This is a genomic window from Chloroflexota bacterium (assembly GCA_020161265.1).
Lineage (GTDB): Bacteria > Chloroflexota > Chloroflexia > Chloroflexales > Herpetosiphonaceae > Herpetosiphon.
This window is the reverse complement of sequence record JAIUOC010000012.1, coordinates 68,271-92,384: the sequence shown is the minus strand read 5'-3', so window position 1 is coordinate 92,384 and position 24,114 is coordinate 68,271. Positions and strand designations below refer to the sequence as shown.

Sequence of the window (24,114 nt, the reverse complement as noted above, 5' to 3'; positions counted from 1 at the left end):
GAGGGATACAGTTTAATATTATTTTTTTGATATTTTAGCCACATGCTCACGATTGTACCTCTTGGAATTAACTGGTATTACACACTTGTGTGTGGAGGATGGCATGGCCAAATTCCCCTTCATTCGGCAAGCAGCCCTCATTGCAATGACGCTCTCATTGGGACTTCAAGGTGCGGCGCAACCAGCCCGTGCCGAAGTAATGCGTGCTCCGACTGCGACGACCAAGTTCCTCGTTGAACCAAACAGCCCAGCCAACAAATTTGTTCGCACGAATGGTACGTTGATTGCCGATTATGGCTCTTTTTCAGTCTGGCAAGTTGCCACGAGCAACGCCAATAGCCTCAACCAATTAGCTGGCGCACAAGCCGCCGATCTGGATACGATTGGCTTACGCGGAATCAGCTTCAATCCTTTAAAGAACGTTCCCACAGTACAACCAAGCCTGAGCCAAAGCCCAACTGCCGACCAACAATTGTGGTTGGTGCAATTTGCGGGGCCACTCAAGGATGCTTGGTTGGATGAACTGACCAAAGCTGGCGCGGAACGTGTGATTTACATGCCCAACAATGCTTACCTCGTTTGGGCAAATGGCCAAACCGTGGCCAAACTTGATGCACTCAGCAAGAGCAATGGGGCGATTCAATGGGCTGGTGCCTATCACCCCGAATATCGCCTAGCTCCTGAGTTCCGCCAAAAAGCCAGCAACCCCGATGCGAAGGGGCTGGTCGATATTACGATTCAGTTCTATAACAGTGCGACGGTTGAGCGTGATGTGCGCGAAGTGCTTGATGCCAGCGCCCAAGTTTACGCAACCCCATGGCAAGTGCTCAACTTCACCACGATTTCGGTGCAAGTCAGCGAAGCCGCCTTGGCTCCAATTGCTCGCCGCGCCAATGTCTACAACATTGAAGCGTGGGAAGCTCCTCAAAAAATGGATGAGCGCCAAGGCCAAATTATTGCTGGTAACGTAACCACTGCTGGTGGCAAAGTGGTGCCGAACGGCCCAGGCTACTTAAGCTGGTTGCAAAGCCAAGGCGTGCCAACCGACCCCAACCAATATCCAATTGTCGATGTTATCGATGATGGTTTGGATAACGGCACGACCTCGCCCATTCACCCCGACTTCTATGTCAATGGGGTTCGGCCTGGTACTTCGCGGATTGCCGCGGTTGGTAACTGTACAGCTGATGCTTCTGGGTCAAACCAAGATGGTCACGGTCACCTCAATGTAGGGATTGTTGGTAGCTACAATAACCTGACTGGCTCGCCCCACGTTGACGGCGCTAGCTCAGGGATTGCTGGCGGCTATCGCGTTGGCCTAGGTATTTCGCCATTCGGGCGGATGGCTAGCACCAAGATTTTCAACAATGGTGGTACTTTTGATTTGACCAATTGTGGTGGCGGTAGCAACTACATTGGGATCATTGCTATGGCTTATACCCATGGCGCTGCTATCTCATCCAACAGTTGGGGTTCAAACAGTGGTGGCGCGTATACCGCTTCATCACAAGCCTACGACCAAGGAACTCGTGATGCAAGCAGCACCACTGCTGGCAACCAAGAAATGGCGCACATCGTTGCCGCTGGTAACGCTGGTTCAGGTACGAACACGGTTGGCTCACCTGGTACTGCCAAGAACGTTATCACCGTAGGCGCAACCGAAAACGTGCGCGACGAAGGCGTATCGGATGGTTGTAATGAGCCAAATGCCGATAACGCTGATGACATTGCTACGTTCTCAAGCCGTGGTCCAACCGATGATGCACGGGTAAAACCCGACATTATGGCTCCTGGAACGCACGTGATGGGTCCAGCTTCACAACAAGCCGACTTCAGTGGCGACAGTGTTTGTGCAATCGCTGGTAGTGCCTACTATCCAACGGGCCAAACACTCTACACGTGGTCGAGCGGTACAAGCCACTCAACCCCAGCGGTGGCAGGGGCAGCCTCATTGCTCTACACCAAATATCGCACCAGCTTTGGTGGCGGGGTTGCTCCAAGCCCAGCAATGTTGAAAGCCTATATGTTGGCTTCAACCCGCTACATGAACGGCAGCGGTACGGGTGGCACCTTGCCATCAAACAATCAAGGTTGGGGCGATATGAACTTGGCTCCGGCCTTGGATAGCACCCCACGGATTGTGGTAGACCAAAGCCGCACCTTCGGCGCAACCGGTGAAGAATTTACCCAAGTGGGCCAAGTTGCCGATTCAGCCAAACCAATGCGAATTACCTTGGCATGGACTGACGCAGTTGGTAGCACTACTGGTAACAGCTATGTCAACGACCTTGATCTCGAAGTGACAGTTGGTGGCCAAACCTACAAAGGTAACGTCTTCAACGGCGCACTTTCAACCACTGGCGGCACTGCTGATAACAAGAACAACATCGAAGGTGTTTACTTGCCAGCAGGCGCAAGCGGTGCAATCCAAGTCAAAGTCATTGCCCGCAACATTGCTGGCGATGCCATTCCAGGCAATGCTGACACCACCGACCAAGACTTTGCCTTGTATGTTTACAACGGCTCAGTTGGCCCAACCGGTACCTTGACTGGCCAAGTAACCCAAAGCAACAGCAACCCAGTTGTTGGCGCAATGGTTCGCACCAGCGGCGGCTCAAGTGCTTTGACCAACGCCAGTGGTAACTACAGCATGATCGTACCAGTTGGTACCTATGCTGTAACCGCTAGCTTGCAAGGTGCATTCCAAGTCGTCCCAAGCGTATCAATTACTGAAAATGTCACCACGACCCAAAACTTTGTCTTGAGCTACGGCTCAATTACAGGGACGGTGCGTGATGCCTTTAGCCCAAGCAACCCAGTTGTTGGGGCAAATGTGTCGGTCACTGGCTATAGCACCACAACCAATGCCGCTGGCCAATACACCATTCCGGTGGCCAATGTTGGTTCAACCACGGTAACGGTCAGTGCGCCAAAATATGTCACGCAATCACAATCAGTAACGGTGGTTGATGCTGGCACGGCGACCCAAGACTTCACCTTGGCTGCTGGCGCGGTCGCAGGGATTGTGACCAACAGCGCGAACGGCGCACCAGTTGGCGATGCAACGGTCGCCATCAGCAACCAATACGTCAAGACCAAAGCTGACGGTAGCTTTGCCATTCGCTTGGAGCCAGGCAGCCATACCCTGACCGCTTCGAAGATTGGTTTTGCTGCTGATAGCGCGAGCTTGACGATTAGCAATGGGGTTACAACAACCCAAGATCTGGAAATTACTCCAGTCTTTGGTTATACCCCAGCCAGCTTGACCCGTACCTTTACCTTTGGTGATGCTCCATTCACCGATACTGTTGGTTTAGAATTAACCAACAACGGTACTCAGCCATTCACCTACACCATTCGCGAAAATGGTGCGACTGGCTTTACTCCAGCGGTCAACCGCGCTGGTGGCAACGTGTTGGTGGTTCAACGCAACTCGGCAACCTCGGCCACTGCTGCAACGACGGCTTTGACCGCGCTTGGCTATACCTTTGAATCAATCGATAACGTTGCATTCGAAGCCCGTAGCTTGGCCAACTTGCAAACTTTTGATGCAGTAATCTTCCTTGGCACAACTAACGCAACCGCCAATAATGCCAGCGAAACCAAACTTACCGCATACCTCAACGCAGGTGGTAAGCTGTTTATTGCTGATAACGACCTTGGTTTCTTCACCAACTCAGGTACGTTCTACCGAACCATGCTTGACTCAACCTATGGTGGTGATGATCCAGGTGCTGCGAATCGGGCCTTGACTGGCTTCGATTTCATGGCTGGTGTGAATGCTGCTTCAGCAGACTCATTCCCTGACTTCTATACCCCAGGTAGTTCATCGACGGTGATCTTCCGCTATGTCAATAATGCAGTTGGCGGTAGCTTCATCCAACGTAATGGTTACAAAGCAGTCTACCTTGCAACCGACTTCATTAGCCTAGGCACCAGTGCCAGTGGTGAAGCGATCGAACGCACTGTGCTTGAGCGTGTGCTGCAAGCAATTATTGGTAGCGGCGATAGTATTCCATGGTTGCAGGAAGCCCCTGCGACTGGAGTGATTGCTGGCGGTGCAAGCACCGACGTGGCAATCGGCTGGAATCCTGGTGTGATTACCCAACCTGGTACCTACACTGGCAGCCTGAACCTTGGTTACTCAGCAGTGATTAGCCAAACATTCAACATTCCAGTGACAATGATCATCAACCCCGCTGCTACCCAAGCACGGATTGGTGGTACGGTTGTTTCATCAGGTGTTTGTGATACGATTCCTGCTCCAGCTGCTGGCGCTAAGATCTTGATCACCTATACCAGCGGGATGACTGCAACAGTTACTACCAATGCCAATGGTGAATATGCCTTCTTCGTGCCTCAAGGTGGTACCTATACCGTTGCTGCTAGTGCTGTTGATCATCTTGGTCAATCACAAAGCGTCACGGTTGCTGATGGTGCTGAAGTTACCCAAAACTTCACCTTGCGCTTGAACAAAGCTTGTTTGACCGCTGGTCCAACTTCATTGAGTGCATCACTCCAATTGGGTGCTGCCCCTGTAACTCAAACGTTGGTTGTAACCAGCAAGGGTGCTGCTCCGCTCAATGCAACAATCAGCGAGCAAAGCCGCAGCGCCATCAGCCAAGCTGGCTATACCATCTCGGAAATTCCATATAACTGGATCGAAGCCAACGATGGTACGAACCTGAACTTGACTGACGATGCAGAAGCCAACATTACCAGCCCATTTACCGTAACCATCTTCAACACCAGCAGCCGTAACTTGCGGGTTGCTAACAATGGGGTTGTCCTGGTCGGTGCAACCACTGGTGATGTCGCTGCAACCAACGAATCGTTGCTGACTGGCGCAACCAACAATGTTATCTCACCATTCTGGGATGATGTTGATGATGAATCAGGGGCAACCTACTGGAAAGTTGTCGGTACTGCGCCAAATCGCTCATTGATCGTTCAATGGGAAAATCGCCCACACTACGACAATATTGGTAATGCAACCTTCCAAGTTGTGATCAACGAACAAGGTGGCATGATTTACCAATACAAAGATCTCGATTATGGCAATCCATCATTCAACAATGGTTTGAGTGCAACCGTTGGTGTTCGTGGTGCAAGCACGGCTCAAGCTGCTCAATTCAGCTTCAACCAAGCTCGCCTGCGCAGCGAAATGGCCTTGTGTGTTTCTGCTAGCTGTGATGCTATTTCATGGTTGACTGAAACGCCAAATACGATTACTGGCTTACCCGGTACGCCAGTGACTAATCAAGTGGTCAATGTGGTCTTCTCGACCAATGGCCTGACCCAAGCTGGGGTCTACACTGGTAACTTGGTCTTGACCCACAATGCACCACTACCAGGCGTAACTATCCCTGTAACCTTGACGGTTACTGCTCCACCGAACTTCGGTTCAATTAGTGGGACAATTCAAGGCTTAGCTGCATGTGATGTCTCACCTGCTCCATTAAGTGGCGCAACTGTGACGATCAACACTACTCCAGCAACGGTCTTGACCACCAGCGGCTCTGGATCATACAGCTATAGCTTAGCTGCTGGTAGCTATACGATTACGGTTGCCAAGGCTGGCTATGTTACCCAAACCTACAACGTGACGGTTACGGCAGCTGGTGCGGTTACCCAAAATGGCCAACTGCGCTTGAATGCACCATGTTTGGATGTTGATACCACGCCAATCAGCGAGACTGTTGGAATCAACACCATCACAACTCAAACCCTGACCTTGGATAACAATGGTGCAGCACCCTTGACTTGGACAATTGCTGAACTGGCTGCCAGTGGCCGCCAAGCCCCAAGTGGCGAAGTAGCTACCCGCAAACCAGTCCCAGCCCACTTACGCTCTGCGGGTAGCAAGCAAACAGCACCTGCCGCTGAAGTGGTCCAAGATGGTAGTTTTGAGGCAACTGTTGCCGCAGGCAATAGCAACTCAAACCCATTCTGGAGCCAAAGCTCAACCAATTTTGGGGTTGTGTTCTGTACAACTGCCTGTGATCCAAACTCAACCTCGGATGTTCCACATACCGGAACCTGGTTTGCATGGTTCGGTGGGATCGACAACACGATGCCAACCGAAACTGCTACAATGCAGCAAAGCTTTGTTGCCCCAACCGGTAGCAGCGGAACACTCTCGTTCTGGATGTTTATTACAGCAGTTGCCGATCGTCCAAACGACTTTATGCGCGTTTTGATCGATGGCAATGAAGTCTATCGAGTAACCAACCCAGAACGGACTGGCTTCCCAACCTACACCTTGGTCGAAGTACCGATCAACGCATCGGCGCTAGCCGCTGGAACAAACCATACCCTGACGGTTGAATCAGTTGTTCAGGCTGGCGGTAATAGCAACTTCTTCCTTGATGATATTTCACTTGACCTCAGTGGTGGCGCTTCATGTGTTGCTGATGCTGCTCCATGGGTTCGCTCAGTGCCAAATAGTGGCACGATTGCAGCCGATGGCTCAGCCAATGTGGCACTTGAATTCAACACCAATGGCTTGGCCGCTGGTCTCCACACAGTCAACCTGTGTATCCAAACCAACGACACAGCCCAACCAAATGTTCAAATTCCAGTGACGATCAACGTGACTGAGAATGTTGATCCAACCCGTAAGATCTACTTACCAATGGTCAGCAAGAACTAAAACAAGCTGGCAGTTACTGAAAAATCTCAATAACTGCCAGTTAATTCGGTTAAAGCAAAGGCCGCCTTGGAGTATTTCCAAGGCGGCCTTTGCGTGTGATATTTTTTAAACTTCCATCACCACCGGGATAACCATCGGGCGACGGCGGGTGCGTTCGTAGAGAAAGCGCCCAACCACTTCTTTGATTTTGCGAGCTGCGGGCGAGGAAACTGCTGGCGAATTGCCTTCGGCGGTTTCTTCACCATCGCTAAATGCCCGTGCTGGCACCACATAGCTTTCGCTGAACGAGGCTCGCACTGCTTCTTTGGCTCCCTCGATCAAATCGGTTGAATCGCGGGTCGAAACAAAGCCGCGGCTCACAATATCTGGCCCAGCCACCAAGTTGCCAGTTTGGAGATCGACCGAAACGACAACCATCAGGATGCCATCTTTGGAAAGCATTTGGCGGTCGCGCACCACAGCCCCACCAATATCGCCGACCGAAACGCCATCAACAAAGACATGACCAACGGGTGCGCGGCTCACCAGTTTGCCATAATTTTGACTGAATTCCATAATCGAGCCGCCCTCGGCAATCAGTACGTTATCGCCATTAAAGCCCATGCCCTCGGCCAATTGCTTATAGCGAGCCAAGTGGCGATAATCGCCGTGGAATGGGATAACATACTGTGGTTGCACCAAGTTGAGCAGCATTTTCAGCTCTTCTTGGGCGGCGTGACCAGAAACGTGCACTGGCAAATCTGAACCATAGATCACATTTGCTCCAAGTTTGTACAAATTATCGATCACTTTATAGACCGATACTTCGTTGCCTGGAATTGGTGAGGCTGAGATTACTACGGTATCGCCGCGCTGAATTGAAATTTGGCGATGGTCGCGATTGGCCATCCGTGAGAGCGCCGCCATTGGCTCGCCTTGGCTGCCCGTACACACAATCGCAATTTGATCATCGGGCAAGTTTTTCATATCGCTTGGCCGAATCAACGTACCATCGGGCACTTCAAGGTAGCCCAATTCACGGGCGATCGTGGTGTTGTTTTCCATCGAGCGACCAACTGGCACAACCTTGCGGCCATAATCAATCGCCGCGTTAATTGCCATTTGTACCCGTGAGATATTTGAGGCAAAAGTGGCCATAATGACCCGACCAGGAGCCGTGGCAAAAATTTGATCAAAGGCATCGCCCACCACTCGCTCCGATGGGGTGTAGCCTTTCGATTCAACCCGCACGCAGTCGGTAACCAACACGATTGGGTTGCGACGGCCAAAATCAACCAACCGATCAATTTCGGTTGGCCAATTATCGACAGGGGTATGGTCAAGCTTCCAGTCGGTGATGTACAAGGCCAAACCAGCCGGCGAGGTCAAGCCAAAGCCGACTGAATCGGGGATGGAGTGGGCAATGTGAAATGGCTCAATCGTGAAGCAACCAAGCTGGAATTTATCGCCTGGCGCGATGACTTTGGTTTCAACTTTATCAGTTAACCGATGTTCTTTGAGCTTATTCGAGAGCAAACCAAGGGTTAAGGTTGTGCCATACACCGTTGGAAAGCCTAGATCGCCAATCAACCAAGGCACGGCTCCGATGTGGTCTTCGTGGCCGTGGGTCAGCAAAATACCGCGAATATTGGCAACTTTATCGCGCAAATAGGTGATATCAGGCAACACCAGATCAACGCCCATCATCTCGCTTTCGGGAAACATCACACCCATATCGCAGATGACAATATCTTCTTCATACTCAAAAACCCACATGTTGCGGCCAACTTCCGATGCGCCCCCAAGTGGGATAACCCGTAATTTGTTTTTAGTCATACGAATACAAACCACAGTGCAAGTAGGCCTGCACTGTCGTCATGGCTCCTTTCTGAATAATCCCAGCCCGATTTGGCTGAGATAGTTGTTAAATAGAATTTTCTTGTACCACTCCACATAACGATGAGTAGCAGTTCTTCAGATCAAGCCTTTGCGCAATTGCCCAAAAGCCCATGTTAGCCACAATGCTGTTTAATTTGGCTTAGCAAGCTTACGAGTTGCCCCGATGTGGCATATAACGGCACTTTGTTGTAGTAATGGCGATAGAACCAGCGCCGATACCAACGAGTTTGGCTAAATTCTGGCGCGATCAGTACATCAATTCGCTGCACATAATCGTCATAGCTATAATTTGGCCGCAATTGGGCCAACGCTTGCCATGGGTAATACTGTAGCAAGCCAAGCGTGCGAATTGTCAGTCCATCAGCCTCGACTTGATAGCTGGTATTCCACTCCAAGAGTAATTGCCAGAGCATGCGTGGCAGGGTTAAACCCAAACTTAGCAAGAAAAACGCCGTAACTTTTTGACCATCAGTCCAGCTTGGGGCTTGTTGCCGCCATGAGCTAGGCAATGCCGTTAGTTCTAAACCCAAAAGCCGCAATAAAAGCCACCATGTTGTGATTAATAAGCCGATGTTCAGCAAGCTCAGCACAATTAACGATCTACGTTGCCGAAAAAAGCTCATTCAGCATCCTTCTAGGTCTAGCAATCAATCGGATGTTCTGGGGTTTCGGCGGTGAGACCTTAAAACATTGACATTTGTTGTGGTGGCGTTGTTGGCTCGTCGGTTTCGGGCAAATTTGGCTCAGTTGTTTCGTTGGTTTCTTCTTGCAAACGCTGGTTGAGCCGCGCAATCAGCCGTGGTATCAACTTGATATCGGCGATGGCATCGGGCATGGCGTTCATGTTACGCAGCACATAGGCTGGGTGAAATAAGGGCAGAAATACCGTTTGGCCTTGGCGTTTAACCCCACGAATGCCATGAATTTTGGTAATTTTGCCACCAGGAAAAAACTTGTTCATCGAATGTCGCCCAAGCGTCGCTATCAACTTGGGAGCCAAAGCCGCAATCTGGCGATCTAAAAAATGGGCACAAGCGGCGATTTCGCTTGGCTCAGGGTCGCGGTTGCCAGGTGGCCGACATTTCACCACATTGGCGATAAAGACTTGTTCACGGTTTAGGCCAATTTCGGCCAACCATTGTTCCAACAAATCGCCCGAAGGCCCGACAAAAGGCCGACCAAGTGCATCTTCACGTTGGCCTGGCCCTTCCCCAATTAACAAAATCTCGGCATTGGCTGGGCCTTCGCCTGGCACTGCGTTGGTTCGGGTACGACAAAGTGGGCAGGCAGTGCATTGGGCGACTTCTTCAGCAATGGCCGCAAGTGTTGCTGCTGCATGCGTCATAAGCGCAAATCAAACTCAGAGTTCAACAACCTAAGAAATCATGTGTTGGTATTGTACACGAATTTAGGTTTGTCTGATTCTCGATAGGCTGACTATTCGACGCTGACCCGCTGGCCAAACTTGCTTTCGGTGCCGTTGCGCAGTCGGCTAATGTTATCACGATGCGAAACCACTACCGCTAAGGCGATCAAGGCGCAGTAGGTCACAATCGCAATATGGCTTTGATCAAGCATAAAAAACACGCCAGCGGTAATCGCGGCGGCAATGCTGGCCAAAATTGAGGCCAACGAAACGTAGCGAGTCAACAATACGACCGCCCACCAAACCAAGGCCGCTGCCAAAAAGCCCCATGGAAAGAGGCCTAAAACGCCGCCCAAGCCAGTTGCCACCCCACGGCCACCATGAAAACCAGCAAAAATTGGGTAAATATGGCCAACCACCGCAATTGTGGCAGCCATAACCATAGCCCAAGCATTATCGGGCATAAGCCAACGCGCCGCCCAAATGGCGGCAATGCCTTTAAGCGCATCGAGCACAAAGACCAAGCCGCCATAGCGTGGCCCAAGCGTGCGCAACACATTGGTTGCCCCAGTGCGCTTCGAACCATACGAGCGCACATCAATCCCACCAACCATCCGCCCAATCAACAATCCAAAAGGAATCGACCCAAGCAAATAACTGATCACTGCAATCAGCAAATAGTTCACAGAGCCTCCTTAGTCTTGTTTTTGGCGTGGTGGTTGGCGGAAAATCGCCCGAGCGCCCCAGATGTATTCAACTCCCGACATAATCGTGAGCAATACCGCGAGCCACAGCACAATCGACGATAAATGGCTCAGCCAGGTCAAACCGCCAGCAAAATCGATGAACTTAAACCAGCCGTCACGGTCGAGGTTGGCCCGAACCATGATCCAGCCGATCGCAATGATTGTGATGATCATTTTGAGCTTACCCCAACGCCCCGATGGAATAACCACCCCCTCGGAAGCGGCGAGCGAGCGCAAGCCAGTCACCACAAATTCGCGTACCAAAATAATAATCGCCGCCCATGGGTCAAGCAGATTGGTGGCAACCAAACAGATCAAGATTCCGGCGGTATAAATTTTATCGGCAGTCAGATCGAGGAAGATGCCTAAATTGCTGACCCAGCCATATTTTCGGGCCAGTTGGCCATCGAGCATATCGGTGAGCGCAACCACCACATAAAACCAAAATGCCCAGAAATAACTGGTGGCAGTGTCGTTAAGCAACAACATCAACAACGGAATCGTTGCGATGATGCGGATCGAACTTAAAATGTTGGCCAAATTCCATGGGTTCACCCAAGGCTTACGCCCCGCCCGCTCCTTCCGACGAAGCAGCGGGGGGCGTTTACTGCGTTGAAAACGCGGTGCTGGTGATTGCCCTGATGAAGGTGCATTACTCATTGATTACTCAGCAAACACGGTTGCGGCATCGGGCACTTGTTGCCAATCGACTAAGAAGGTTTCGATGCCTTTGTCAGTTAACGGGTGCTTGACCAGTTGTTGTAGCACTTTGAATGGCATGGTAGCAACATGCGATCCAGCCAATGCCGATTGCAAAACGTGCACTGGGTGACGAATTGAGGCCGCCAAAACTTCAGTTTGGATATTGTAGTTTTTGAAAATCTGGACAATATCGCGAATCAAAATCATGCCATCTTGGCCAATATCGTCGAGCCGCCCAAGGAATGGGCTAACAAAGGTGGCCCCAGCTTTGGCAGCCAATAAGGCTTGGGAAGCTGAGAAAATCAAGGTTACATTGGTTTTGATGCCTTCGCTGGTCAACTGCTTAACAGCCTTCAAGCCTTCAGCCATCAACGGCACTTTGACCACAATGTTTGGTGCCCATTTGGCCAAAATTCGGCCTTCGCGGACTATTTCATCGGCTTGCAATGCCACGGTTTCGGCACTGACTGGGCCGGGACAAATTTCAACAATCTCTAAAACCACATCACGGAAGTTGCGGCCTGCTTTTGCTGCTAATGAAGGGTTGGTGGTCACACCATCAACCACACCCATCGCCACGCCTTGGCGAATCTCTTCGACATCAGCAGTATCCAAAAAGATTTTCATCCAGTTGCTCCTTTGATTGCCCTGGTTAGAACCTATGCCTCTCAGACTTCCAGCATGCATTATAGCAGCATAATGCGCTGCATCATAACAATGCTGATCATTGCGACTGGCTAGAGATCAGGGTTTAGGGATTTAGCTGAAACGCAGCGTTGAGGGCTAAAAAGAGCAACTGCGCCATGGGTTTGTCGCCATAGCGCAGTTTGCGAGCATTGGGGCAATTTAGCGATGGGTAACGCTTGAATCGATTTTAATCAAGATGATAGTTTTATCAAAGGGAATCATCGTGCTAGATGCGCTTTCCCAGCGCAAGTTAATTGTATGCAGCACTGCACCGCCTTGTTCCTGCTTGGTATACTGGTCGTGGCGGTCTGCTAGGGTCGATTTGTTCCAGCCTTGGTTTAACCAGATTGAGTCGTAAAATTCAATGATTTGGTTGATTTCATTGTCGCTTTTGAGTTCCAATAACGAAGCTGTGGCTCCATCAAGATAAGTCACCTCACTACAATCGTTGCTATAGGTTTCATATTGCAGATCACCTAACCAATTCCGCACTTGCCGATCGAGTCCTACATCATTTTTGAAGGTATAAGCCGTAGCGTTTGGCATGAGTGGTAGGGTATTGCTCAATGGCGTGACAAAATCGAAAAGTTGATTATCGTAATGATCCTCGCCACGAAACATAATCCGCCGCTCCGAGGTGCTTTCCTGAATAATCGCCAAAGTTCCGCTTTGCTGTGGGTTATAACTACTTCGATCGAGCATAACCAGTGAAAATCCATGCCTGCCTTTGCCAGTATCGGTATAGTAGCTGCGGATGGTATCACTACTCGGTTGGTATAACGGCAAGCCCTGCTCGGTTAGTTTTTGGTCATAAAAATCGGCTAGTTGGCGTGGACTGGCTTGGCTAATAAAGAAACTCGTGTAATTGGTGTTGGGCATGCTATTGCAGATCGTTCGAGCTCGGCTGGTGTTCTGATAATTCGCTTGCATCTGAGCTTTTGCTTGTAATTCAGCTTGCCAACTTTGAATGAACGTATCGAGAATTGGATCATTACCTGCTTGATACTCCACTTGTTCGGGCGGGGTTGAAACAGTGAATCGTTCAAGTGGAGCAAAAGCTTGCTGATCGATGCTAAAGTTTGAAGGCTTGGCTGGCTTGAGCGTGAGCAAGGTCATGGCTAAAAGCCATTTGTCATCAGTTGGTTGATTGAGGGTGTGAATCATCTGATAAAGGGTAAGCACTTGAATATCGTTATCGACAAAGCGCAGCAATATCCGACCAGTGCCAAGAATGCCATGGTCATTTTGGCCAAGAATTCGTAAGTTATTTTGCCAGCCTGCATGCACCAACAAGGTTTCGTAAAAATCAAAAGTTTCTGCTTGGCTGCTGCTTAGCTCTAAAATTTGATAGCCCTCGAATTTTACCGAACCTGTCCAAAAGCTTTCAAGGCTATAGTGTGGCTCGTAAATATCCGATTTTGCTAATGGGTCATTGCCAAGGCTGGTATTGAGTGTTGCACTTGGCGGGATGGGAATCGCGTTGGCTGCGAAAATATCGTGGTTGGCTGGCAAGGGTAGGTTTAGCGCAGGCGCATCGGCAGGCTTTTGGGTCAGCAGCAGCATGACATAGAGCTCTGTACGCTTTGAGGGCGTAAACATCAGCACTGAAACAACATGTTGGCCCTGCTCAAAAAATAAAGCCGCAGAATCAGGCGATTGCTGTTGAACTGGCTGAGCTTGCCAGCCTTTGGCTGCAAAACCAGTTTGATAAAATGCAATCGTCGCTTCAACTGAACTTTGAGTTAGGTATGTATCAATGGGCAACATCGACATCGCATACGGGTCAGCTGGATCGGGATCACTCGCCTGTACTAGGACATCTGGCATATACGTCATCATCATGGCCATGCTTGAATAGCCCATATCGCCATCGATATCTTGGTTTTCCTTAGCAACATAATCACGGCTGAGCGGTGGGCGTTCGAGCTCACCTATAGCGATAAAGCCATTAACTTGGTCTGCTGAAAGCCCTGGAATGATTGGAGTAGCAGTGCCAGCGACGGTTGGTTGGGTCGTAGCTTGAGCGCGACTTTGAGCCTTTTCAGGTGTGATTATTGTGGTTATCGTGGTTGGTTGGGCAGTTTGGGGCTGACCACATGCGGCTAAAACGAAGCTGGTGAGCAAAATATTGAGCGTAAATCGCCAGCGCATAATAATCCTTCCTCGTAGTTGGCTGATTGAAACTGAAGCTAGGATTACTATAGTTCTGGGGCTGATTGCGCCAATGTATCGCTAGATACATCGCTAGGTTGATCGTTGCCGTGAGGTATCAAATCAATCGCCCTGCTATGGCTTTTGCATGAGCAGGGCGAGCATTGAATTTAGCGATGAGTAACGCTCGAATCGATCATCACGACTTGGATTATGTCGCCTGTGACACGGCTGCCAAGTTGCCAGCGAATATTGATTGTATTGATAATCTTGCCGTCTTGCTCTGTTTTGATGTAGCGGTGATGCTGATCACTCATCACAATTTTCTGCCAGCCTTGGCTGAGTAAAATTGGGTCGTAGAAATTGGGTGCAAGCGTTAAGTCACTTGAATCGACGACCAAGGCTTGTACGCCATCAATATAGGTGATTTCCTTGCAATCGTTACTGGAGCGTTGGTAACGTAAATTATTAAGCCAACCATAAACATAGGGATTAAAACGTTCATGAGGAACAGAGTTGAACTTAACAGCATCCGGTAGTAATGGCAAACTATGGGTAATTGGCTCAAAAACTTCAAATACAGGGCTATTAAGATCGAATTGATTCCCACGAAAATTAATCGTTGCTACGCCATTTGCGCTTGATTCGCTGATAATCCCAATGCTACCGCTTAACTGAGGGTTGTAACGACTACGTTCAATCAGATTAAGCGTGCCACCATGATAGCCTTGCTCAGTTCTGACTCCATAAAAGGCAAACGTTGTCTCGTCTCCTAGATTATTCCAGTCGTTTGGTTCAGTTAATGTTTGTTTATATATTGCTGATATTTGGCTTGGGTTGCTGTCGCTGCTGAAAACACTATAGCGAATGTTGCCGGTTGGGTTGGCTGTGCTTGGGCTACATGTGGATTCTGGTGGATAGTTGGTGTTGATGTAGGCCTGAAGCTTGGTTTTGGTGATCTGATTATGTTGCCAACCATAGAGCAAGCTATCAACTAATCGATCAGTACCAAGCTGATAATCCTGCTGATCTGGTTGGGTTGGGATTTCTAATGCTTCAATTGAGCTGAAAAAGCTGGGGTCTAACGTGAAATTTGGCTGCTCGGAGGGTCGCAGAGTTAACAAATGCATCCCCAACAGCCAATCGTTTGGGCTTGATTGGGCCAGATATTCATGCTCGCTGAGTTGATTCATTAGCAGTACTTGAATTGTATTATCAACAAAACGTAACAATGGAGGGCCGATATAACTATCAGTTCCCAATAATGTATTGCTTGCTTGCCAGCCACCAAGTTCAGATATAGCTTTAGCTAAATCGTAGGTAAGCTGCTGAGAACCGAAAGTCTCAGCTACGAGGCTCGCTTCGAGCGTGATCTCGCCCGGCCAAAAACTTTGCAGCTGCCGAATTGGCATCAACAGATCGCGTTTAAGCAATTCGCCCCTGGCTGGGTCATTCAACAAACCGTTATTGATTGTGGTGTTTGATGGGAAGCGCACATCGTGAGCTGTAAAGATATCTGAAGTATTCACCAACGGGAGTTCGAGGTTTGGCCGTGAATGATTCGTTTGCAGCAATTTAATCGAAACAAACAATTGATCGGTATTCATCGGCGTAAAGATAAAAATGTAAAGCTGGGTTTGCTCATGCTCAAATATCAAGGTTGTATCTTGGGGATTTATGTGCTGAATCGGCTGGGCAAGCCAATTTGTGGCGGCAAGGCTGGTTTGATAATGATCAATCAGCTGATCGATTGGCGTATCGGTGAGATAATCGTCAATTGCTTTAATTGGTAAATCGTTGGGATTACTGCTTGAATCGAGATCAAGCGTCATAATCTGATTGAGCATAACCTTCGGCATAAGTAACAACAACCGATCATTAATGCTAGCACTCATTGGGTTTGGCGCAAACTCGTAGGGTTGGCTTTGGGCTGGCCGTTGCAATTGTTCGATTATGGCAAGATCGCTGCTCTGACCACCGTTGATCGGCGTGCTGGTTGGGTTGGCTTGGTCGGCTATTGTTACTGTTGGGTTTGTTGAAAGCAAGCTATCTGGTTGACCACAAGCAGCTAAAACGAAGCTTATGAGCAAAAACCAATAGTTCGATCGACGTTGCATACATCATTCTCCAGTTCAAAATCCACCAACTTGAATCGCTGATCTCACTGCTTACTCTAGCTGGATAATTGGGCCAAACAATTGGTTTTTACTGCCATTTAGTGATTTAATCCAGTACTTGGCAGTAAATTTCTGTGCTCAATTCGGTATCAAGGCTGAGTTTCGATATCGACTGCTTTGTTATAGTTCCTAAAAGCGTTAAATGTAGGAGGTGGGTAATGAGTCGTTTTGGTGCAGAACCGCTGGAATTTTTTAAAAATGTCTATAACGATGTGCCACCATGGGATGTTGCTGCACCCCAACCTGCCTTGATTGAGTTAATCAACGCCTTTCCACCGCAAAATCCTATTCTTGATGTTGGTTGTGGTTCGGGGGATTTAGCGCTTGGCTTGGCACAACGTGGCTATACGGTGGTTGGAGTCGATTTTGTGCCCAGCGCGATTGAGCAAGCCCAAGCCAAAGCAGCAGCCTTGCCCAGTGAAGTTGCCCAACGCCTTCGTTTTGTGGTTGGTGATGGCCTCAAGCCCTCCTTGCTTGAAACCAAATTTGGGGCGATCGTCGATACTGGCTTTTACCATTTGTTTAATCAAGCTGATACCGAAGCGTTTATTGACGACTTGGCTCAAGCCTTGCAACCCCAAGGGCGTTATTATGTATTGGCATTTGGAATCGAGTTTGCCAGCGTCAATGTGCCCCGTGCCATCACCGAGGATGAAATTCGCAGTCGATTTACTGCTCAGCGTGGTTGGCGTGTGCTCGATCTGCAACCAGCCCAATTTCTCAATCGCGTTGGGCCGCCAGTTACTGCGCTTGCCGCTTGTATTGAGCGAATGTAGGAGTTGGGGACTGGGGATTGGGTGCGAAGGGCTGAAACCACGAAGGCCATGAAGAGCGCTAAGGGCGATTTTAGCCACGAATTACACGAATAATGGCTATCGGCTATTGACTATCGGAACATTTGTTGATATTTCCCAGCCATCTCCGATAGCCCAAAGCCTATAGCCTTAAACATCTGCGGTAAATTCCAATTCCCTCATTACTATTGACGAAAAAGCTGTAAATGTTTGATAATCAATTATTGACATGAAGCTTCGTTGCGATTGGAGTAGCCGTTATGCCAGAGATGACAACCTACGAACGGGCACTGCAAATTTATCAGGTATTGATGGGTTTTGCCCATCAGCGTCAAACCCTAACCTATGAAACGCTCGGCAAATTGGTTGGTTTACCGCCTCATGGATTAGCAATGCACCTTGATCATCTGCTCCGTTATTGCAAAAAACAAACTTTACCCCCAATAACAATTTTGGTAGTACGCAAAGCTGAGGGTACTCCCAGCACTGGTTTTCCTTCGGCAACGATGGATCTCGATCAAGAACGCGAACGGGTTTTTGACTATCCATGGTTTCGTCAAAAGCCTTTAACAATCGAAGAACTCAAGGCTTTATCGTAAAAATTTAGAGAGAGGAGCTTACTATGAAATATCTTTACTGGTTGCTACTTTGTTTGATGCTTGCTGGTTGTGCTAATGCTGCCCCTCAGCCAACCCCACTGCCGCCAATCGCTCCCAGTGTGCAACAAACGATCGAAGAGACTATAAAACAAACTCCCGACTTTGCCGATATGCACGATCTGGCGATTCAGGCAGTTCCAGGTTTAGAGGTTGATCAGCTGTTTGTCCTTTCATTCAAAACTAAGAATGGCTTGATCATGGGGATATTGAGTGGCTGGCACGATCAGGCAACCCAACAATTTCATTCAAAAGGCTCAAGTTTTTATGCCCTCGATCAAGGAACTGAACCATGGGTCTACCAAGCTTCCATTCCCGATGAGCCTTTTTATGTGGTCTATGGGTATATGCCCAACGATGTTGCCCGCCTAGCTAGAATTATTTTGAAAAATGGTCAAGTGTTGTATTTTCCGGCTGAGTCTGGGTTGCGGGCACTCTTGGTCTCGCTGTCGAATCCAGCAGTGAAAGTCGAAATTGTAGATAAAACAGGCCGAGTATTTATGGAGTATCCACTGCATAGCAAATGAGGCTCAAACCTGCACGCCAAATCAATCAAGCCCCCCCCAAATCGCCCATCGAGCTAGCTAAACAAAGCATTAGAATCGCCTAAAAGCGCTTGACATATCAATAGTTTGCACTATACTTCACAATATCAATTAAGCTGCGCGACGGGGCGCGAGCCTCGGTTGGGCAGCCTCAAATTCGCTTGGCAAGAGCGGCTCGTTTTGTGGTGTTTCCAAAGGAGTGTGCGGGATGGACATCTCCCCCAACGCAATTCCCGATGTTGTAGTGCGGCGATTGCCAATTTACGCACGTAGCCTGAGTTATTTGGCTGAAGAAGGTGTTCGTTCGGTTTCCTCGCAGGAGTTAGGCGAACGAATTGGGGTTACTGCCGCTCAAATTCGTAAAGATCTTTCTTATTTTGGTGAATTTGGCAAGCAAGGCATTGGCTATAACGTCGAGTATTTGCTGGGGCATATTCGACGGATTTTGGGTTTGCACGAAGTTTGGCCCGTCGTGTTGGTTGGGGTCGGGCCACTAGGTCAGGCCATCGCTCGCTACGAGGGCTTTCGTACCCGCGGCATCGATATTATTGGGGTTTTCGATAACGATACCTCGAAAATTGGCTTGCAATTAGGCCGCAACACCGTCCAGCCCGATTCCGATTTACCGAAAATTTTGCAAGAGCATAATATTCGCTTGGCGATTGTGGCTGTGCCAGCGGTTCGCGCTCAAGAAGTCGTCGATGTATTGGTGCAAAACGGGGTTCAAGGCATTTTGAACTACGCGCCAATTGTGGTGCAAACCCCCGATAATGTTTGGGTGCGCCATATCGATCCGGTAGCGCTGTTGCATAGCATGACCTATTATCTTTCGCGTGAAGATGAACACCACGCCATGAACGAGCATTGAGCCAGCGATCAACCCTGGCTCAGCAAAATGGCCAGCTGTTGCAAAAGTTGCTCAATCTGCCCCTCAAGTTTGCGTCGCCCAAGCCCCAACCGGCCAGCGATGGTTTGTTGGGCAACCCCATGCAGCAAAAGCCCTAGCAAACGGGCTTGCTCGCTTTCCAATAACGGCAAACATGCCCGTAATGCAACATGAGCGGCGGTTGATCCGCCAAATTCATGTTGTAAATTTAATCCTGCTTGTCGCCCTTGCTCACCCACATGAAACCCCGCTGTGAGCACTGCCAACAGATTTCGCACGTCCTCAATATGCCAAATTCGTCGTGGCGGGCGTTGTTGTAGCTCCAATAAATTTAGCACATCGAGTTGGCCTTGGCGAAAGGCGACCGCGCTAATTTCGTCGCTGAGGGTTGGCATTGGCTGGGTGATTAATTCGGCGAGCCATTGAGCTTTGAGTGGGGTTAGCGGTTTGCTCAGTACGGCGCTACAACCAGTAGCCAGTGCCGCCCATTCGCGTTGTGGCGTTAGTTCACTGCTGATCGCCACCAAATGCACTGGAGCATGACGACCTTGGGCGGCGGCATCGCTAATTGCTGCCGCCAAAACTGTGCTTTCCAAGCGCGGCAAGGTTGGGTCGGGCAACTTAATATCCAACAAGCCCAACATGGGTTGCTTGCTTTGATCCTGCTCGAACCAATGCCAAGCCTGGCGAATTGAACGCCAAATTGTTACTTCGAAGCCTGCTTCTTGTAATAGCAGCTCGGCTAAAGTGGCATGAACCTCACTATCTTCGACCACAAATGCACGATAGCTCACCGATAATCCTCCTGAAACGCTAGGCTGATAGGCGGGGCAATTGGATACAAGCCCAAGCGCCTTGGCGATTTTCCAGCTGAAGTTTGGCCTCAATCAGGCTGAGATTGGCTAAAACGCCGCGTAAACCAAAGCCATAGCCGCGCCCATCGCTGTTGCTGGGGGCTAAATCGAGCACATGCTGGGGAAAGCCAGCCCCATTATCGTGAATAATGATGCTAACCTGCTCAGCATGTGGCTCAACAATTAAGCGAATCTGCTCGCCACCATGATCAAGGCTATTTTTCAATAGATTATAAATCGCCCGACCAAGCAAGCGTTGGTTGGTGTGCACTTGCAGATTTTGAATATTAAGTTGAATTTGCGGTTTGTTGGCTTTTTGGGCAAAGGCGGCGCTGGCCTCTAAACGAGCAGTTTCAGCACAACAAAGTTCGGCTAAATCGACCGGAGTTTGTTGGAGCATGGCCTTGGTTTGTGCTCGGGCAATATCCAACAGATCATGCATTTGCTGGCCGATATCTTCAATTTGTACGCGCAGCAAGTTCCATAATTGTGGGCGTTGTGGCTGTACTTCTAACACACCAATTAGGCCTGTGGCTCCATCGATCGGCGAACGCAGATCATGAATTGATGAGCGCAACAGTTCGCGCAGAAATTCGGCTTCATCGCGGGCGTGGGTGGCCTCGCGTCGCGCTTGTTCGAGGCGTAACGAAAGTTGTTGGGCTTCGCTCATCTCAACGCTGATCCGCAGCAAAAATAATGGCAGTAGCAGCAATGCAAAATTCAACTCGCCAGTGGCAATTGTAAAAGCCAAGCCACCAAGTAAAATCACATAGGGAATGCTGCGTTTGGCAAAGGTATCGATCGCTAGCTGATCGCTGCGCGGGCTACTAGCGTTAGGATGAATCGCCGCAGCGTGGGCTAAAATCAGCCAAGCCACGCAATATAATGCGCCAATTGGCAAGACAACCAACTTGCTTCGGTCGAAAATCCAGGCCAAATCGACCAAGCTCAAGGCCAAAATACCGCTGCTCAGTTGGCGAAACAGTTGTTGCCAGCGTTGAGGCTGCTGCTGGCGAATCAGATCAAGCGCATAGAGTAACGAAAGATCAGCACCGACAAACAGGCCATCGTACCAAGCAACATTCGGTACAACTTGGCGAATCGCAATGGTTGTGATAATCATCAAGCCAACGCTGAGGGCAAACCAATCGAGCGCAATGCTACTACGGCGGCGCTGACTGAACGGCAAACTGACAAAAAATGCCCCAGCCATCACCACGGTTGGCACATAAATAATAATTGGCAGCGCAACTTGGCTTAAGCCTTTGATGCTGGTTAACGAACCACCCAAGCCACGATAGAAGGCCAACATGCCCCATTGCACCGCTAAAATTCGCCAGCCCTTCGCCAAGGCTGAATGCGGGCGTTGAATTGCAGGCAGCCAAAAACGCCCGACACACACCAGCAAAATAATCACCTCAATCAAGCGACTGATTGGGGCCGAACGTTTGCCGAGTGCGGGCCAAAGCAGGGCTGCTGCCAAATACAGCAAGGCCGCAGCATACCACCAACGACTATACAACAAGCGATTCCAGCGTTCATGCATATGGCGATTGTACGCGAGGCTGCCCATTGAGGCAATTGGGCCTAGCGTGAGCAAAGACGGCTTTTTGCTCACGCCCAAACTAGCATCAGTGCTTGATGCCGATAATCGAGCGGCCTGCGCTCGGATTTAGTAGAGAATTTGGGGTTGTTGGGCAGAATCTGGTTTGGTGCAAGCCAAGACGATTCAAGAAAGATAGCCACCATTCAATGGGGCTTGATCAATTAACCCTTGGCTCACGGCCCAATCGAAAAAGCTATGCAAGGCGGCCTTGGCAACTTCACGTTGCGCCAAACTGAGGCTGCTCAAATAGGCTTGCACCCAATAGGTTGAAATGCTATCGAGTTCGTTGGGATAGCCACTATCGATCCAGCGCTGAGCAAAATCGTCGAGATATTCGTTGTAATCGGCGGCAAGTTGCGGGCGAGTGCGCACCAACGTTCCAGCAAAACTATCCAAAGCGCCTAACAACGTGCGCTCGTGAACCAAAAGTTCTTGCATAGTCATCGTAACTCCAAACAATTCAAAATAAAGGCGCAGCCCACATCATTGGAGGCTGCGCTATAACTGCGGTCTAAATTCTAGCGCTTGAATCCTGTAATTGCGACAACCCCTGAGCGTGGCACTTCGTTACCACCGATTGGCCAGTGGCTGCTCAGTTCGGTCAAGCTCTTGGATTCTTCACCTGGGTGTTGAATCGCCAAGAACAGGGTTCGGCCATCAGGCGACCAGCATGGCCCAGTCATTTCGCTTTCCACCGGCCCTGAGGCAAATTGGAAGGCGATCCCAGCATCGGGGCCGCTGGTGCGGAAGAAGAAGAGACCGTTGTTGCCTTGGAATTTGTAGATCCCTTTATTGGTGCGTGATGATGAGATGTCGGTTACCATCCACAAGTTGCCTTCACCATCGAACACCAAGTTGTCGGGCGATGAGAAGCCGCTTTGTGAGCCACCAACCGCGAAGATGCTCCATTCGAAGCTGGTTGCAGCTGGATTATTGTCGGTTTCGGCCATACGCACGATTTGGCCGTGGAAATTGCCGTGGCCCGTGTTGTTGGTCAAGGCAACATAGACACTGCCATCGAGTGGGTGAATTTCAATATCTTCTGGGCGATCAACGGGCGTGGCTTTGAGCGCCATGGCAGCGGCTTGGGTATCGGCCAAAACATCGGCTTGTGAGCTGAATAGCAAATTGCCTTTGCTATCTTTGGCACTTTGCAAGGCGCTTTGGCTATTGTAATCGAGCAAAATCCACTTGCCATTGGCGAAGTCGGCGGCGTAGAGTTGGCCGCTTTCGAGAATTTGCATATTGCCTGGGCGATCTGCCAAGTTGGTCAATTTGCGGTCAGCCACAAATTTATAGACGCATGAATCGGCTTTGTCGTCGCCCATATAGGCCACAACTGTGCCGTCGCCACCAACCCGTACCGCTACATTTTCGTGGCGGAAGCGGCCCATGGCGGTATGTTTGCGTGGCGTGCTGTTTTTATCGAATGGATCAACTTCGACGACCCAGCCATAGTGGCGCTTGCCATAGATTTCTGGTTCCCAGCCATAGCCAGTTGGCGCTGGATTTGGATAATCTTGGAAGTTTTCTTCGCAACTCAAGGCTGTGCCCCAAGGCGTTACGCCACCGGAACAATTGCCAAGTGAGCCAATCGCCATTGGACCACCGTCGATAGTGGCGGCTGGGCCAGTTAAGGTGATTGGCGTGGTTGCATCGATGCGGCGATTGTGGGCAGTATCAGTTTGGTCGAAATACCAACGGCCATCGCTATTGCGCTTAACCCGAATCACACTCATGCCAACCATATGCTTTTCGGCGTTGATTTGATCGCCAGATTTTGCGCCTGAGCCAGTGTAGCCCGAGATAAACATGGGGTTGATATATTCGTGGTTGACCAGCAACAAACCATCGGTGCTGGATAAATCGCTGCGGGTAAAGCCAAATTGTGGGCGATTTTGGTCGAGGCCTTTTTGCAGCATATCGATTGGGAAGAACGCCAGAAAATCGGCATTTTCGCCAAACAAGCTGCCATCGCCCATATCGTGGCCACGGTGGGCTAGCAAATCGTAGCGGAAGCCTTCGGGCAAAATCAAATCGTCGGCGGTGCTGGGGCTGATTGGCTTGAAGGGCAATGAACCTTGCGCTTGGCGTTGAGCCAAGGCTGGGGCTGACAATGGAGCATGATAGTGCGCCGCTTCAGCAGTTTGCAGATCTAAGGGTAAGGCCGCGACCGCAGCAGCGGCAGCACCACTGGCAACAAGGGTCCGGCGATTGATCCGACGTTCTAATAAATCGTGCCAAATACTTTTGCGCTCTGCACGCTGATCGTGGCTGGTCATTGAAATCCCTCCAAGTTGGCAACACACCATTCATTTCAACTGGACACAGCCAAAGCATACGTAAGCCATGTCAAGCCCAACTCATCAGTATGTAAAGATCAGATTAAGAAATGAGGGTGCTATAATGAACGC

General features: G+C 49.8%; 17 protein-coding genes. 5 read left to right on the top strand and 12 right to left on the bottom strand.

Annotated elements, in window-relative coordinates; translation table 11 throughout:
* The first annotated feature begins 103 nt into the window (after window positions 1–103).
* Window positions 104–6,652 (top strand): carboxypeptidase regulatory-like domain-containing protein, encoded by a 6,549-nt coding sequence (locus LCH85_23915; GenBank protein ID MCA0355054.1) that lies wholly within the window; start codon window positions 104–106, stop codon window positions 6,650–6,652.
* A 105-nt stretch (window positions 6,653–6,757) separates the two neighbouring features.
* Here the strand turns inward: LCH85_23915 and LCH85_23910 are convergent, their stop codons facing one another.
* The 8 genes from LCH85_23910 to LCH85_23875 form a co-directional block, all read right to left on the bottom strand.
* The gene (locus LCH85_23910; protein MCA0355053.1) at window positions 6,758–8,467 is read right to left on the bottom strand and encodes a ribonuclease J; all 1,710 of its coding nucleotides are present in this window, start codon (window positions 8,465–8,467) and stop codon (window positions 6,758–6,760) included.
* Window positions 8,468–8,643: 176 nt separating this feature from the next.
* Window positions 8,644–9,153, bottom strand: a complete 510-nt coding sequence (locus tag LCH85_23905; protein MCA0355052.1) for a hypothetical protein — start codon at window positions 9,151–9,153, stop codon at window positions 8,644–8,646.
* Between the two features lie 59 nt (window positions 9,154–9,212).
* On the bottom strand, window positions 9,213–9,875 hold the full coding sequence (locus LCH85_23900; GenBank protein MCA0355051.1) for a uracil-DNA glycosylase: 663 nt from the start codon (window positions 9,873–9,875) through the stop codon (window positions 9,213–9,215).
* A gap of 92 nt (window positions 9,876–9,967) precedes the next feature.
* On the bottom strand, window positions 9,968–10,582 hold the full coding sequence (gene plsY / locus LCH85_23895; GenBank protein ID MCA0355050.1) for a glycerol-3-phosphate 1-O-acyltransferase PlsY: 615 nt from the start codon (window positions 10,580–10,582) through the stop codon (window positions 9,968–9,970).
* Between the two features lie 9 nt (window positions 10,583–10,591).
* Complete coding sequence (gene pgsA, locus LCH85_23890; GenBank protein ID MCA0355049.1) at window positions 10,592–11,302, bottom strand: CDP-diacylglycerol--glycerol-3-phosphate 3-phosphatidyltransferase; 711 nt, start codon at window positions 11,300–11,302, stop codon at window positions 10,592–10,594.
* A gap of 3 nt (window positions 11,303–11,305) precedes the next feature.
* The gene (fsa, locus tag LCH85_23885; GenBank protein MCA0355048.1) at window positions 11,306–11,971 is read right to left on the bottom strand and encodes a fructose-6-phosphate aldolase; all 666 of its coding nucleotides are present in this window, start codon (window positions 11,969–11,971) and stop codon (window positions 11,306–11,308) included.
* Between the two features lie 219 nt (window positions 11,972–12,190).
* Window positions 12,191–14,182 carry a hypothetical protein gene (locus tag LCH85_23880; protein MCA0355047.1) on the bottom strand — a complete coding sequence of 664 codons (1,992 nt, stop codon included), beginning with the start codon at window positions 14,180–14,182 and terminating at the stop codon, window positions 12,191–12,193.
* Window positions 14,183–14,352: 170 nt separating this feature from the next.
* Window positions 14,353–16,299, bottom strand: coding sequence for a hypothetical protein (locus LCH85_23875; protein ID MCA0355046.1), 1,947 nt, complete (start codon window positions 16,297–16,299; stop codon window positions 14,353–14,355).
* A 218-nt stretch (window positions 16,300–16,517) separates the two neighbouring features.
* Between LCH85_23875 and LCH85_23870 the strand changes: the two genes are divergently transcribed.
* The 4 genes from LCH85_23870 (at window position 16,518) to LCH85_23855 (ending at window position 19,222) form a co-directional block, all read left to right on the top strand.
* Window positions 16,518–17,135 (top strand): methyltransferase domain-containing protein, encoded by a 618-nt coding sequence (locus tag LCH85_23870; GenBank protein MCA0355045.1) that lies wholly within the window; start codon window positions 16,518–16,520, stop codon window positions 17,133–17,135.
* Window positions 17,136–17,413: 278 nt separating this feature from the next.
* A complete protein-coding gene (locus tag LCH85_23865; protein MCA0355044.1) occupies window positions 17,414–17,752 on the top strand; it encodes a hypothetical protein in 339 nt (112 codons plus the stop codon).
* A gap of 23 nt (window positions 17,753–17,775) precedes the next feature.
* Window positions 17,776–18,336, top strand: coding sequence for a hypothetical protein (locus LCH85_23860; GenBank protein MCA0355043.1), 561 nt, complete (start codon window positions 17,776–17,778; stop codon window positions 18,334–18,336).
* Window positions 18,337–18,562: 226 nt separating this feature from the next.
* Window positions 18,563–19,222, top strand: a complete 660-nt coding sequence (locus tag LCH85_23855) for a redox-sensing transcriptional repressor Rex (protein MCA0355042.1) — start codon at window positions 18,563–18,565, stop codon at window positions 19,220–19,222.
* A gap of 8 nt (window positions 19,223–19,230) precedes the next feature.
* Here the strand turns inward: LCH85_23855 and LCH85_23850 are convergent, their stop codons facing one another.
* The 4 genes from LCH85_23850 to LCH85_23835 all read right to left on the bottom strand — a co-directional run bounded on the left by LCH85_23850 (window position 19,231) and on the right by LCH85_23835 (window position 23,982).
* Entirely contained in the window at window positions 19,231–20,034 is an 804-nt protein-coding gene (locus LCH85_23850; protein MCA0355041.1) for a hypothetical protein, read from the bottom strand.
* A gap of 19 nt (window positions 20,035–20,053) precedes the next feature.
* Complete coding sequence (locus LCH85_23845) at window positions 20,054–21,640, bottom strand: HAMP domain-containing histidine kinase (protein MCA0355040.1); 1,587 nt, start codon at window positions 21,638–21,640, stop codon at window positions 20,054–20,056.
* 183 nt (window positions 21,641–21,823) lie between these two features.
* Complete coding sequence (locus tag LCH85_23840; GenBank protein ID MCA0355039.1) at window positions 21,824–22,144, bottom strand: hypothetical protein; 321 nt, start codon at window positions 22,142–22,144, stop codon at window positions 21,824–21,826.
* A gap of 74 nt (window positions 22,145–22,218) precedes the next feature.
* Window positions 22,219–23,982 (bottom strand): DUF839 domain-containing protein, encoded by a 1,764-nt coding sequence (locus LCH85_23835; GenBank protein MCA0355038.1) that lies wholly within the window; start codon window positions 23,980–23,982, stop codon window positions 22,219–22,221.
* Between the last annotated feature and the right edge of the window lie 132 nt (window positions 23,983–24,114).